Below are 13,405 nucleotides of genomic sequence, written 5' to 3' on the forward strand. Positions count from 1 at the left end.
ACTTACAGTGCCACACGCCGCCCCGGCCGACTACTATCCATGGCATGGGGATCCACATCGGCACGTCCGGCTGGAGCTATGACCACTGGGAGAACGTGCTCTACCCGCCGGGGTTACCAGCACGGGACCGGCTGGCCCACTATGTGGCGCGCTTCAGTACCGTGGAGCTCAACGCGAGTTTCTACCGCTGGCCCCGGGAGTCCTCGTTCGCGAGCTGGCGCCGCCGCCTCCCCGAAGGGTTTGCCATGTCGGTCAAGGCCCCGCGCGGCCTGACTCATGGCAAGAAGCTGTACAGCCCCGAGGTTTGGGTGGAGCGGATCATCAGGTGCTGGCATGAACTGGGCGACAAACGCGCAGTGCTGCTGGTCCAGCTCCCGCCTGGTTTTGGCCGGGACGATGCCCGCCTTGGCTATTTCCTGGCGGCATTGCCGTGGTGGGTCCGCGTTGCAGTGGAGTTCCGGCACCCCAGCTGGGACCATCCTGACGTGTACGCCCTGCTGGAGCGCCACGAGGCTGCCTACTGCATCATGAGCGGCGCAAACCTCCCCTGCATCCTGCGGGCTACGGCGCCGTTCGTGTACGTCCGCCTGCACGGCCCGGACCACCAGCACCTGTACGGGGGCTCGTATTCGGATGACGACCTTCGGTGGTGGGCGGACCGCGTCAGGGAGTGGCAGGGCGCGGGCAAGGACGTGTTCGTCTATTTCAACAACGACGGCGGCGGCAACGCCGTGCGGAACGCCGACACGTTGCGGTGGCTGCTCGGAGAGGGCTGACTCACCTGTACCGGCCCCTTGATGGAGAGCTCCCGCGGCACCGCGGCGGGTTGTTACGGTGAAGCGCCTTTGTCGCCGACGGCGGTTGTTACGGTGAAGCGCCTTTGTCGCCGACGGCGGTTGCCGGAGGCCCCCTTTGTGGCAGAGTGGAGGCATGGAATTGGCGTCGCAGGAATCATCGTTGTCCGGAAGCCACGCGCTCCGGGCGGCACATAAGGTCTCGGATTCGGTCAACGGCGTCCGCATCCAACTGGCCCGACGCTGGAATTTTGTTCCGCAGACCGTTGCCTACCAGGGGTACGGCTCAACGTCCTGGGTGCGGGTCCTTGGCCGGGTAGTGCTGACCAGCAAGGTGAAACCGGGCAGCCGCGCCGAGCACGCCGCGAAGAACGGCAACCAAAACGTCCGCGGCTGGCGGGCGTTCACCAGCGTGCCCCTGCAGTTCACGGATGTGGACATCGAAATCGAGGGCGTGACCACCCGCGTCAAGGCGGACCGCGGCGGGCTGGTGGACACGGTGGTGAACGTTGAACTCTCGCCGGGCTGGCACACGGCAACACTGCGCGCCGAAGGAACCGAGGCTGTGAAGGCCAGCATCCTGGTCATTGGCCCGGGCACCAAATTCGGGATCGTGTCCGACATCGACGACACCGTGATGGTCACGGCGCTCCCCCGGCCCTTCCTGGCCCTCTGGAACACCTTTGTGCTGAGCGAGCGGGCGCGGATGGCCACCCCCGGCATGCCGGTGCTGATGGACAGGCTGGTGGTTGAACACCCCGACGCCCCGGTGATCTACCTTTCCACCGGACCGTGGAATGCCGCACCAACGCTGGCGCGGTTCCTCAGCCGCAACATGTACCCTTCCGGCCCTCTGCTGCTGACGGACTGGGGACTGACCCAGGACCGCTGGTTCCGCAGCGGCCAGGAGCACAAGAACGGAAACCTGGACCGGCTCGCCCGGGAATTCCCGGACGTGCGGTGGCTGCTGATCGGTGACAACGGCCAGCACGACGAACAGATCTACTCAAGGTTTGCCAGGGATAACGGCGACCGCGTTGCCGCCATTGCCATCCGCCAGCTATCCGTTGGCGAATCAGTACTGGCCGGCGGCCACTCTGAAGACGGGGACCACAGCGCCTCTTCCGTCCCATGGATCTACTCCCCCGACGGCGCTGGGATCACCAAGGGCCTAGCTGACCTGAAACTGGTCTGAACTACCGGCTGGCCGCCCAACGGCGCCGATACCGCGTCAGGCCACTGGATCCGGCTCTCCCGCAGCACGGGCGTCTACCGCAGCGGCAGCCGCGTCCTTGCGCGCGGCAAGCACTTCCTGGAGCCAGTAGTAGGACGCCTTGGGCGTCCTTGCCAGCGTGTCGAAGTCAACGTGCAGGAGGCCGAACGGCTGCTTGTAGCCGGCTGACCATTCAAAGTTATCCAGCAGCGACCACACGTAATAGCCACGCAGGTCAATCGACTCCGCCGCGCCTCCGGGTGCCGTGGCCTCGAGCGCTGTGGCGATGTGCTGGGCAAGGTAGCGCAGCCGCCGCTCATCGGGAATGATCATCCGGTCTGCGGCCTTGTCCCGGATCACAACGTCCTCAAAGCTTGCCCCGCCTTCGGTAATGAAGACCGGTGGCAGATCGGGGTAGCGTTCGGCCATTTCGCTGAGTGCCACCGCCATGTATTCGGGCTTGATGGGCCAACCGTATGCGGTCGTTTCGGCGTCCGGGAAGGCGGTGATGTGGAACGGGGCTCCAGGTGCGCTTCCGCTGAGGTCATCCCCCATGGCCTCCGCCATCCCTGGCGGAACTGCACCCTCGCCGGGCCCGCCGGCAACACTCGTGGGCATGTAGTAGTTCAGACCATAGAAATCCATGGGCTGGGAGATAAGCTGCATGTCTTCGCCGGAGGGGCTGAACGGGGTAAAGAACGTGGCGGCCCGGATGACGTCCGGGTACTTGCCGAGCAGGACGGGGTCCGCGAACAGCCTGTTCTGGAAGACGTCCATGAGCCCCGAGCTCAGCTTGTCCAATGGATTGCTCGAGGCGGGAACCATGGGCGAGTACACATTAGTCATGCCGATTTCGCCCGGGACTTTCGCTGCCCGCAGCGCCTGCATGGCCAGGCCGTGGGCAAGCAGTTGGTGATGGACGGTGGGGAGGGCCTGCAGGAGCTGCGATTCGCCCGGCGCATGAAGGCCCAGCGCGTAGCCGTTAGTGGTCACGGTGGCCGGTTCGTTAACGGTCACCCAGCGGGCCACCCTGTCTCCATAGGCCGCGGCCGCAATCGCGGCAAACTCACCCAGCCGGTAGGCCGTGTCCCGGTTCATCCAGCCGCCGGCCTCGTCCAAGGGAAGCGGCGTGTCCCAGTGGTAGAGGGTCACCATCGGCGAAATACCGCTCTCGAGCAACAGGTCCAGCAGCCTGTCGTAGAAATCGAGCCCCGGCCTGTTGACCGGGCCGCTGCCGCCCGGCTGGATCCGTGACCAGGACAGTGAGAACCGGTAGGAATCGATCCCCAGTTCCTTCATCAGCGCAACGTCTTCGGGCATGCGGTGGTAGTGGTCGCAGGCAACGACTGGGCTGTGGCCGTCGACAATCGCGCCGGGCTTCTTCGCAAACACATCCCAGCCGGACGGTCCCCGCCCGTCCTCGTCAAGGGCACCCTCGATCTGGAAGGCCGCCGTCGCAATCCCCAACGTGAAGGTCGGCGGGATCTTGGCAGCCAGGTCTTTGGCGTGGAAACTCATGTGCTCGACCCCTGAAGTAGTAAGTGTACTGATCTTAGTGCACGGCAGGCATTGTGGCCGCCGTCTCTCTGCTGGCCCGTCCTTATCTATGGTGGCGGGAATAGATTTTTTATAGCACCAGTGAGAAACTGTGGCAAGAGCAAAAAACGGGAATCCTGGGAGGACCATGACAGCGCGTGGTGCGGAGACAGGCGTGTATGCCATTTCGGTGGTGGCCCACCTAGTGGGCACAGGCCAACAGAACATCAGGCTCTACGAACGGAAGGGCCTCCTGACGCCCGACCGCACCTCCGGCGGGACCCGCCAATACAGCGACTCGGACCTCGCGGTACTGAAACGCATCGGCGAACTGCTGGACGAAGGGCTCAACCTTGCCGGCGTGGCGAAAGTGCTGGGACTTGAGGCTGACGTCGCCAGGCTCCGGACCGAGTTAAAAACGGCCCGCGCACGCCCGCGTGGCTGAGGGGAAGCAGTGGACCGAGCCGGGGTTACTTCCGGCCGCCGGCAAGCAGGTAGGACTCCTCGAGAAGTTCCCCCAGTTCCTGCACATCGATCCGGTCAAGCCGGACCAGGACAAGCTGCGGTGAACGCTCGTGGTGAGGGGTCCAGAAGTACGTGGCGGGGTCCGTCCCGGCGAGCGCCTCCCGCTCCCCGGTCTTGACGGTAAGGACGCCGTCCTCCCAGATCCTGGCCATGAGCGTCCGGGCAAACCACGCGGGCCGGTTCCAGCTGGGCCGTTCGGTGACGCCAGGCAGCGCCAGGCAGACGCGCCGGACGTCCTGTTCGCCGGCCATTTTCCGCTAGCTTTCCACCGTATCGGCCTTGGACAGTTCACCGGTGATCTGTTCTCCCGGGACGCGGGCAGTGCGCCAGGTGTCCACGGCGATGACCGCCCCCAGGACAACGAAGGAAATGAACAGCGAGGCCAGGGCGTCGCTGACCCAGTGGTAGCCAAGGTAGAGCCGGCTGATGGAGGCCAGGAAAATGCCGAAGGCGGCAGCGGCGAAGCCTGCCACTGCCGGCCACGAGCTTTCGCGTCGCGAGAAAATGAGGAATGTGGTGACCAGCAGGAAATCGCAGGCGCCGAGCACGTGCCCGGAAGGGAAGGAAAAGGTAACGTCCGGCCCGAACAGCATGAGGTCCAGGGGCGGCCGCTGTCGGCCCACCGAACGCCCGATAATCTGGGCCAGGGCTACCCCTGTGAGCATGGCCCCTGCAAGCAGCAGCGGGCGCCAGGCGTGCTTTGCCGCGATACCCCAGACCACCGTGACCACCAGGATGATGATCGGCAGCGCCACGGGTCCGAACACGATCGCGAGGAAGATCATGACGCCGGTCATCGACTCGGTCCGTTGACCGACCAGCCAGGACCTTGCGGGCTCATCCAATCCGATCAGGCCGTCCCTTCCGAGCACGTCCGTCAAGGTCAGCAGGAACAGTCCGGCGCCCAGAACCATCAGAATGACGGCAATGAGGTATAGGTTCTTCCGGGACCCCGCGTTCATGAACCGCTCTTCGACAACGAATTTGTCGTCGAAGATCCGCCACCAGTGCGGCGATTTCCGCGATCGATCTTCAGCCATTTGACGTCCGCCTCAGCATTTCCTAACGATGTTCTCCGCTGAGATTATCCCGGTTCCGCCGTTTTGGCTCGCGGTGGGCTGCCAACAGGCCGGGCCCTGACTGCCTGGGATCCGGTCCGTGTGGCTGCAGCGGTAGCCTGACTGGATGGGTGCCATGAACGAACTGATTGACCGGGCCGCCGTCGGCTCGCTGGTCCGGGTGCTGGCGGACGCGTCACCCGGCGCGTCCTGGACGAATGTGACGGCTGCCGGCGGCGCACTGGACCACCTCAGCCTCCGCGGACGCACGGACCATGTGAGCCGGGGACTCCTGGCGGACATCGCCGAGACGGCTGGTCCCCAGGGGGAATATACGACGGCGGCGCGCGTCTTCCGCCGCGCCCTCCAGGACGCCGACTTCACGGGCTGGACCCTCTGGCCCGTCACGGAAACGGCCGTGACGCTCGCCCTTCACTCAAAGGAGTCCGCCGATTTTGAAGACTGCCTGCACCTTCTCGCCGAACTGACTCCGCGGCTGACCGGTGAGTTCGCCATCCGGCGGCTGCTTGCCGCCGACCTGGACCGCGCACTCGCCGTCGTGCTGACCTGGACGGACCACCCCGATGAGCACGTCCGCCGCCTCGCCAGCGAGGGCACCCGGCCTTACCTTCCCTGGGCTGTCCGGATTCCCGGCCTGGTGGAGCGGCCTGAGGCCACGATTCCCATCCTTGACGCCCTCTGCCGGGACCCGCACGAGTATGTCCGGCGTTCGGTGGCAAACCACCTCAACGACCTGGCACGCCACTCCCCCGAAGCGGTGCTGGCCGCGGCTGCGGCCTGGGCCGCGGAACCGGACGCCAACACGCCCTGGGTGATCCGGCACGGACTGCGCACCTTGGTCAAGAAGGCCCACCCCGGCGCCCTGGCCCTGCAGGGGTTCGGACCGGCGTCGCTCACGGTAACCCCGCCGAGGCTGGACCGGAGCGTGGTGGCGCTGCCGGCGGACCTCGCCTTCGAATTCGAGATCTCAAACACGGGTTCCGATCCGGCCAGGCTCGCAGTGGACTACATCGTGCACTACATGAAGGCGAACGGCTCGCAGTCGGCAAAGGTCCTTAAATTAACGGCCCTGACCCTGCATCCCGGCGAAACCAGAACGGTGTCCAAGCGCCATGCCTTCCGGCAGATGACCACACGCGTGCACCATGCCGGCAGTCACGGCCTGGAACTTCAGATCAACGGTATCCGCTACGCGCATACGGGGTTTTTCGTTGAAATCTGACCCTACAGCCCCGGGACGCCCGGTCGGCGGGAGCCGGCCGGATCAACGACCGGTGACATAAATGTGATTTGACTCACAGGATAACGCCCGTTATGCTCAATTCATTGTTAGCGCTAACATATCATCATCTTGTGAAATCAAACCGCCGGAAACCTGCCCATGCGGCCGGATCTGGCACATAGTACTTGTGGTGACGGATCTCCGGATCTGCACCAATCGACCGGATCCCACCGGCCGGCCCCCGGCCGGGAAGCGCAGATGCCTCCCGGCTCAGTACAAATTCGCGGACTGAGTTGTCCGCGGAAGGAGATAAACGTGAGAATCAAGAAACTCCTGGGCGCACTCGCCGTCGTCCTCGCAGTCACAGTGGGGGCCACGGGGTGCGGCAGCCGGGGCGGAGCGGCCACTCCTTCGGGCAGCGCCGACACAGCGGGCTCACTCGTGGGCATTTCAATGCCCACCCAGACCTCCGAACGCTGGATCGCGGACGGCAAGAACGTCTCCGATTCGGTCACGAAGCTGGGCTACAAGACAGACCTGCAGTTCGCCAATGACGACATCCCCACGCAGGTCTCGCAGATCGAGAACATGCTGACCAAGGGCGCCAAGGCACTGATCATTGCGGCCATTGACGGCACCACGCTGACCGACGTCCTGGCCAAGGCGAAGGAACAGAACGTGAAGGTGATCGCTTACGACCGCCTGATCAACGGCACGCCGAACGTGGACTACTACACCACGTTCGACAACTACACCGTGGGCGTCCAGCAGGCCACGTCTCTGCTCACCGGTCTGGGTCTTCTTGACGCCAGCGGCAAGAAGGTGGAAGGCAAGGGCCCGTTCAATGTGGAGCTCTTCGCCGGCAGCCCGGATGACAACAACGCCAACTTCTTCTGGACCGGCGCCATGGACACGCTCAAGCCGTTCCTGGATGCCGGAACCCTCAAGGTCCCCAGCGGCCAGACCAAGTTCGAGCAGGCAGCCATCCTGCGCTGGCAGGCTCCCGTTGCCCAGAAGCGCATGGAGGATATCCTGACCGCGGCCTACAGCTCCGGTACCAAGCTTGACGGCGTCCTCTCTCCCTATGACGGCCTGTCCATCGGCATCATCTCCGCACTGACCAGCACCGGCGGCTACGCCAAGGGCAACCTTCCGATCGTGACCGGCCAGGACGCAGAGAAGGGCTCGGTCAAGTCCATCATCGCCGGCGAGCAGTACTCCACCATCTTCAAGGACACCCGCAAGCTCGGTGAGCAGGCAGTGAAAATGGTTGACGCCGTCCTGAAGGGCCAGCAGCCCGAGACCAACGACACCAAGACCTACAACAACAAGGTCAAGGTGGTCCCGGCCTTCCTGCTCCAGTCCGTCATTATCACCAAGGACAACTACAAGCCGGAGCTGGTTGATTCCGGCTACTACACGGAGGCAGACATCAAGTAGCCACCGTACCGGGTGCGGCCGGGCCGGGTCCCGGCCGCACCCCAACCGGGGACTCTGCATCCGCTGGAGTCCGGCTCTGACAAGTCATCGGGATATCACCATGAACGTACCTATTCTTCAAATGCGGGGAATCACCAAAACCTTTCCCGGGGTGAAAGCCCTCCAGGACGTCACCCTGGACGTGAACCGCGGCGAGGTGCATGCCATCTGCGGTGAAAACGGCGCAGGAAAATCCACCCTCATGAAAGTCCTCTCCGGTGTGTATGCGCACAACACCTTCGAGGGCGACATTCTCTTCGAGAACGAACCGTGTGACTTTTCCACCATCAGCGACAGCGAAAAGCGCGGCATCGTGATCATCCACCAGGAACTGGCGCTGAGCCCCTACCTTTCCATTGCCGAAAACATCTACCTCGGCAACGAGCTGGCCAAAAACGGCTGGGTGGACTGGCGCAGGACGAACCTGGAAGCCGCCAAACTGCTCGCGCGCGTCGGGCTGAGCGAAAACCCCGTGACCCCCATCCAGCACATCAGCGTCGGCAAGCAGCAGCTGGTCGAAATCGCCAAGGCGCTGTCGAAGGAAGTGAAGCTGCTCATTCTGGATGAGCCGACTGCGGCGCTCAACGACGAGGACTCCGACCACCTGCTGGACCTCATCCTGCATTTGAAGGGCCAAGGCGTCACCAGCATCATCATTAGCCACAAGCTCAATGAAATCCGGAAGGTCGCCGATGCCGTGACCATCATCCGCGACGGAAAATCGATTGAGACCCTGCGGCTTGACCAGGGACAGATCACCCAGGAACGCATTATCCGCGGCATGGTGGGCCGCGACCTGGAAAGCCTGTATCCGGACCGGACGCCCAGCATTGGCGAGGAAGTCCTCAGGATCGAAGACTGGACCGTGCAGCATCCCCAGGATCACAGCCGCACGGTGGTCCACAACGCCAGCCTGAACGTGCGAAAGGGTGAAGTCGTTGGGCTCGCCGGACTCATGGGCGCCGGCCGGACCGAACTGGCCATGAGCGTCTTCGGCCGGACCTACGGACGCGCCGTTTCCGGCAAGGTGTACAAGTACGGCAAGGAAATCAACACCGCCACCGTCTCCGATGCCATCCGGCACGGGCTCGCGTATGCCACCGAGGACCGCAAGCACTACGGCCTGAACCTGATCGAAGACATCAAGCGCAACATCTCGATGGCAGCCCTGCACAAGCTCTCCAAGCGCGGCTGGGTGGACAAGAACGAAGAAACCACCGTAGCCAACCGCTACCGGAAGAGCATGAACATCAAGGCGCCCTCCGTGGCAGCCATCACGGGAAAGCTCTCCGGCGGCAACCAGCAAAAAGTCGTGCTGAGCAAATGGATGTACTCAGACCCCGACGTGCTGATCCTCGATGAACCCACCCGCGGCATCGATGTCGGGGCGAAGTTCGAGATCTACACGATCATCGCCGAACTCGCAGCCGAGGGAAAGGCCGTGATCGTGATCTCCTCCGAACTTCCGGAGCTCCTGGGCATCTGCGACAGGATCTACACCCTGTCAGCAGGCCACGTCACCGGCGAGGTCCCCATCGCCGAGGCCACCCAGGAATCCCTCATGCACTTCATGACCCAAGAGAAGGAATAGCGAACATGTCCGCCCTACGAGAATCCCTTGGCTTCCTCACAAGCCGCCTCCGCCAGGTTGGCATCTTCGTCGCCCTGATCCTGATCGTCCTGCTCTTCCAGGTCCTGACCGACGGCATCCTGCTGCAACCGCAAAATGTCACCAACCTGGTGGTCCAGAACAGCTACATCCTGATCCTGGCCATCGGCATGGTCATGGTCATCATTGCCGGCCACATCGACCTCTCCGTGGGGTCCATCGCCGGTTTCATCGGCGCCGTATCGGGTGTGATGATCGTCCACTGGGGCTGGGCGTGGTGGATTGCCATCCCGGCATGCCTGCTGGTCGGTGCACTCGTGGGTGCCTGGCAGGGCTACTGGATCGCCTACGTAGGCATCCCAGCGTTCATCGTGACCCTCGCCGGTATGCTCATTTTCCGCGGACTGACCCTGATCACGCTCAAGAACCAGCAGATCACCCCGTTCCCTGCCGAACTGCGAGCCCTCGGCGGCGGCTTCCTCCCCGATATCTCCGGCGGCACCTCGGTCCTGGAATGGCTGACCGTCATCCTGGGCGTCGGAGGCACGGCGGCCATCCTCTTCCAGGCCATCAAGGAACGCCGCGTCCGCCGCAAGTTCAACCTCGAAAACGAACCCATGGCGTGGTTCGCCATCAAGACCGGATTCATCGCATTCCTGATGCTCACCATCACCTTCCTGCTCGCCAGCTACCGGGGAACGCCCATCGTGCTGATCGTGCTGGCTGTCCTGGTCATCGTCTACTCGGCACTGATGAACAACAGCATCTTCGGCCGCCACACCTACGCGATCGGCGGCAACCTCCACGCCGCCGAACTTTCAGGCATCAAGACCAAAGCAGTGACGTTCCGGCTGTTCGTGAACATGGGTGTCCTGGCCGCGCTGGCAGGCCTCGTGTTCACGGCACGCCTGAACTCCGCCCAGCCGGCCGGCGGCACGGGCTTCGAGCTGGACTCCATCGCTGCTGCCTTCATCGGCGGCGCTGCAGTACAGGGCGGCATCGGCACCGTGGCCGGAGCCATGGTGGGCGGCCTGATCATGGGCGTGCTCAACAACGGCATGTCGATCCTCGGCCTTGGCACCGACTACCAGCAGCTCATCAAGGGCCTCGTGCTCCTCCTTGCCGTCGGCTTCGACATCTTCAACAAGAACCGCAGCAGCGGAGGCGGATCCGCCATCGGAAAGCGGTTCAAGCTGAAGACCAAACCGCCGGCCGGTACAGAATCCAAGGAACCGGCCCAGGACCGCCCGGTGGCCGTGCCCGCCGGCACCCAGCAGGCAAGCACTGTCCGCAACCCCTGAGCCAGTCCCACCCCCGGAACCCCGACGCAGCCAGAACAGGAAAGCCCAATGTCCACCCTTATTGCACCGATCAACATCGAAGTGACCAGCCGGCACCTGCTGGACGAACGCCTCGAGGACGCCGTCCGCGACCTCCGCGAGGTGGCCATGCTCACCGGGAGCCACGGCATCCTCATCACGCGGAACGGTCCCGGGCACTACACCGCGGCCCTGTCCGACCAGGTTCCGTTCGGGATGACCCGCGAACTGATTCGCTAGAGGCGGCCAGCCCCATGCCCGACGCAACCGAGAACTGGCAGCAGCTCATCGGCAGCTGGGTGGAGCTGCGGCGCGAGGGCCGGGTTGTCCGCACCGGCGAAGTGGAAGACGCCACCACGGACTCGTCCGTCATGTGGCTGAAGTTCAACGGCAACCACGGACGCCAGCTGATCACCAAGAGTGACGGCTATGAGGTCCGTCCGCTCCGCTGACCAATACACAGCGCCGAACAAGAAACGGAACAAGAAAAGGAGGGTCGACGACGGCAGGTGACTGCCGCCGTCGGCCCTCCTTTCGCCGTTTTTAGGCCCTGGCTAGCTGTTGCTTCCGGGGCTGCTTAGCGGCCGCCCTCGATCTTCCGGGTGCGCTGCTCCTGTGCCATCGGACCGTACGGGTACACGCCCAGCTGCGGCTGGCTTACCTCGGTCAGGCGCCGGGTTTCGTCCTCCGACAGCCGCAGGTCCGCCGCGGCAAGGTTGTCCGCCAACTGCTCCGTGGTGCGGGCCCCGAGGATCACGGACGTCACCGCCGGGCGGTCCGCCAGCCAGGCCAGCGCAACCTGCGAGGCACTCACGCCGTGGTCCGCCGCGATCTTCTCCACGGTTCCGATAACCTCCCAGGTCCGCGGATTGTCATTTCGGGCCTGCCAGGCTTCCATGCCGCGTTTCGGATTCTCGCCGAGCCTGGTGGCACCGGCCGGCGCCTCGTCACGCTTGTACTTGCCGGAGAGCCAGCCGCCGCCAAGGGGCGACCACGGCAGCAGGCCGATGCCGGCGTCGAGGGTAGCGGGAACAATCTCCGATTCAATTTCGCGGACCAGAAGGCTGTATTGCGGCTGCAGGGTGACCGGTGCGCTCCAGCCGTTGGCCCTGGCGAGGTGCACCGCCTTGGTCAGCTGCCAGCCCAGGAAGTTGGAGAAGCCGTAGTAGGCAATCTTGCCGCTGCTGACGGAGTCGTGCAGGAAGCGCAGCGTCTCCTCCAGCGGCGTGATGGGATCCCACGCGTGCATCTGGTACAGGTCGATCTGTTCGACGCCGAGGCGCCGCAGCGAATCGTCGAGGGCACGCGTCAGGTGCCGGCGCGAGGTTCCGAGATCGTTTGGAGCCTTGCCCATGGGGAAGCGGCCCTTGGTGGCCACAACAGCGCGGTCCCGGACGTCGGGACGGGCCGCCAGCCAGCGGCCGATGATCTGCTCCGAGACCCCCTGGCTGTAGACGTCCGCGGTGTCGATGAAGTTGCCGCCGGCTGCAAAGTAGTCATCAAGGATGGCGAACGAGGTGTCCTCGATGGCTTCAGCACCGAATGTCATGGTGCCCAGCGCGTAGTTGGAAACGACGGCGCCGCTGTTGCCTAGTGTGCGGTATTCCATAGTGCTCCTCAGTCCTCGGTGGGGGTGGTGCGGTTCGGGTGGTAGCTGCGCCAGCTGTGCTCGGGGGCGTAGCCCAGGAGACGCTTGGCCTTGTCGATGGACAGCATGGTCTCGTGTTCGCCGAGTTCCCTGGTGACCTTGACGCCGGGAAAGACCTCCGCGGCCAGGCTGGCACTGGACCGGCTCATGACCGTGTCCTCGTTGGCAATGATGAACGCCTCGAACCCGGGTTTGCCGTTCTCCAGCGCCCGGGCCACTGCCTGGGCGCCGTCGCGGCCGTCGATGTAGCCCCACAGGTTCCACTTCCGCAGCGTGGCGTCGGAGTCAAAGGCCGGAAAGTCCTCGTAGTCCTCAGGGTCCATGACATTGGAGAACCGCAGTCCCACAATGCTCAGTTCCGGGTCCCAGCGGGTCAGCTGGATGGCCATCTGCTCCTCCAGGTGCTTGACCAGCGAGTAGGTGCTCTCCGGCCGGGCCGGATATTCCTCGTCCACCGGGATGTAGGGCGGCTCGACATCGAACGGCAGTCCCAGCACCGTCTCGCTGGAGGCGTAGACAATCCTTTTGATCCCGGCACGGCGCGCGGCCTGGAAGACGTTGTAGGTGGCCAGCATGTTGTTCTCGAAGGTGGCCGCGTCCGGTGCCAGGCCGGGCGCCGGAATGGCACCCAGGTGCACCACCGCGTCGAAGCCCTGGTGGCGGTCATCGAGGCCAAGGATGACGTCCAGCACCTGGCCGTAGTCTCGCAGGTCCACTTGGGTGAAGCCGCGGCCCCTCGCGCCCGAGCGGTCCAGGTTCAGGACGTTGTGCCCGTCCGCGGCGAGCCTGCGGACCACGCTTCTGCCCAGCTTCCCGCTTCCTCCGGTAACAGCAACTCTCATCAGGAACTCCTCTGGGTTGTTGGCGGCAGCAGTGCACCTGTGGTCTTCCGGCACCGCCGTCGTCATTCCACCCTAGGGGCGCTGCGGCACGCGCGCAGCCCTTTTGGCTGGCCCTCTGAGTCCTAGGAAGAAGCGGTCC

14 protein-coding genes are annotated in these 13,405 nt (G+C 64.2%); 9 read left to right on the forward strand and 5 right to left on the reverse strand.

What is annotated here, in order from left to right; translation table 11 throughout:
* Positions 1 to 44: 44 nt before the first annotated feature.
* Together J7I79_RS05120 and J7I79_RS05125 are read left to right on the forward strand one after the other, a co-directional pair.
* Positions 45 to 776 carry a DUF72 domain-containing protein gene (locus J7I79_RS05120; RefSeq protein WP_214951061.1) on the forward strand — a complete coding sequence of 244 codons (732 nt, stop codon included), beginning with the start codon at positions 45 to 47 and terminating at the stop codon, positions 774 to 776.
* A gap of 154 nt (positions 777 to 930) precedes the next feature.
* Complete coding sequence (locus J7I79_RS05125; RefSeq protein ID WP_214951063.1) at positions 931 to 1,989, forward strand: App1 family protein; 1,059 nt, start codon at positions 931 to 933, stop codon at positions 1,987 to 1,989.
* A gap of 36 nt (positions 1,990 to 2,025) precedes the next feature.
* Here J7I79_RS05125 and J7I79_RS05130 read toward each other — a convergent pair whose 3' ends face one another.
* Positions 2,026 to 3,525 carry a glycoside hydrolase family 1 protein gene (locus J7I79_RS05130; RefSeq protein WP_214951065.1) on the reverse strand — a complete coding sequence of 500 codons (1,500 nt, stop codon included), beginning with the start codon at positions 3,523 to 3,525 and terminating at the stop codon, positions 2,026 to 2,028.
* A 166-nt stretch (positions 3,526 to 3,691) separates the two neighbouring features.
* On the opposite strand from J7I79_RS05130, the gene J7I79_RS05135 reads away from it, so the two are divergent.
* The gene (locus J7I79_RS05135; RefSeq protein WP_214951068.1) at positions 3,692 to 3,988 is read left to right on the forward strand and encodes a MerR family transcriptional regulator; all 297 of its coding nucleotides are present in this window, start codon (positions 3,692 to 3,694) and stop codon (positions 3,986 to 3,988) included.
* Between the two features lie 25 nt (positions 3,989 to 4,013).
* Here the strand turns inward: J7I79_RS05135 and J7I79_RS05140 are convergent, their stop codons facing one another.
* Complete coding sequence (locus J7I79_RS05140; RefSeq protein ID WP_214951070.1) at positions 4,014 to 4,319, reverse strand: MmcQ/YjbR family DNA-binding protein; 306 nt, start codon at positions 4,317 to 4,319, stop codon at positions 4,014 to 4,016.
* Between the two features lie 6 nt (positions 4,320 to 4,325).
* Positions 4,326 to 5,108, reverse strand: a complete 783-nt coding sequence (locus J7I79_RS05145) for a phosphatase PAP2 family protein (protein WP_214951072.1) — start codon at positions 5,106 to 5,108, stop codon at positions 4,326 to 4,328.
* A 154-nt stretch (positions 5,109 to 5,262) separates the two neighbouring features.
* Between J7I79_RS05145 and J7I79_RS05150 the strand changes: the two genes are divergently transcribed.
* From J7I79_RS05150 to J7I79_RS05175, 6 genes are all read left to right on the forward strand, one after another.
* The gene (locus tag J7I79_RS05150; protein WP_251042410.1) at positions 5,263 to 6,369 is read left to right on the forward strand and encodes a DNA alkylation repair protein; all 1,107 of its coding nucleotides are present in this window, start codon (positions 5,263 to 5,265) and stop codon (positions 6,367 to 6,369) included.
* A gap of 315 nt (positions 6,370 to 6,684) precedes the next feature.
* The gene (gene chvE / locus J7I79_RS05155; RefSeq protein ID WP_311380520.1) at positions 6,685 to 7,809 is read left to right on the forward strand and encodes a multiple monosaccharide ABC transporter substrate-binding protein; all 1,125 of its coding nucleotides are present in this window, start codon (positions 6,685 to 6,687) and stop codon (positions 7,807 to 7,809) included.
* A 100-nt stretch (positions 7,810 to 7,909) separates the two neighbouring features.
* Positions 7,910 to 9,439 carry a multiple monosaccharide ABC transporter ATP-binding protein gene (gene mmsA / locus J7I79_RS05160; protein WP_214951076.1) on the forward strand — a complete coding sequence of 510 codons (1,530 nt, stop codon included), beginning with the start codon at positions 7,910 to 7,912 and terminating at the stop codon, positions 9,437 to 9,439.
* Positions 9,440 to 9,444: 5 nt separating this feature from the next.
* Positions 9,445 to 10,758 (forward strand): multiple monosaccharide ABC transporter permease, encoded by a 1,314-nt coding sequence (gene mmsB / locus J7I79_RS05165; RefSeq protein WP_214951078.1) that lies wholly within the window; start codon positions 9,445 to 9,447, stop codon positions 10,756 to 10,758.
* Between the two features lie 48 nt (positions 10,759 to 10,806).
* On the forward strand, positions 10,807 to 11,016 hold the full coding sequence (locus J7I79_RS05170) for a hypothetical protein (protein WP_214951080.1): 210 nt from the start codon (positions 10,807 to 10,809) through the stop codon (positions 11,014 to 11,016).
* Positions 11,017 to 11,030: 14 nt separating this feature from the next.
* The gene (locus J7I79_RS05175; protein ID WP_214951081.1) at positions 11,031 to 11,228 is read left to right on the forward strand and encodes a hypothetical protein; all 198 of its coding nucleotides are present in this window, start codon (positions 11,031 to 11,033) and stop codon (positions 11,226 to 11,228) included.
* Between the two features lie 125 nt (positions 11,229 to 11,353).
* Here the strand turns inward: J7I79_RS05175 and J7I79_RS05180 are convergent, their stop codons facing one another.
* Together J7I79_RS05180 and J7I79_RS05185 are read right to left on the reverse strand one after the other, a co-directional pair.
* Positions 11,354 to 12,385 (reverse strand): aldo/keto reductase, encoded by a 1,032-nt coding sequence (locus J7I79_RS05180; RefSeq protein WP_214951083.1) that lies wholly within the window; start codon positions 12,383 to 12,385, stop codon positions 11,354 to 11,356.
* Between the two features lie 8 nt (positions 12,386 to 12,393).
* Positions 12,394 to 13,266, reverse strand: coding sequence for an NAD(P)-dependent oxidoreductase (locus tag J7I79_RS05185; protein WP_214951085.1), 873 nt, complete (start codon positions 13,264 to 13,266; stop codon positions 12,394 to 12,396).
* Positions 13,267 to 13,405 lie beyond the last annotated feature (139 nt).

It is taken from the genome of Arthrobacter sp. ISL-69 (assembly GCF_018613775.1).
In the GTDB taxonomy this organism is placed as follows: Bacteria; Actinomycetota; Actinomycetes; order Actinomycetales; family Micrococcaceae; genus Arthrobacter.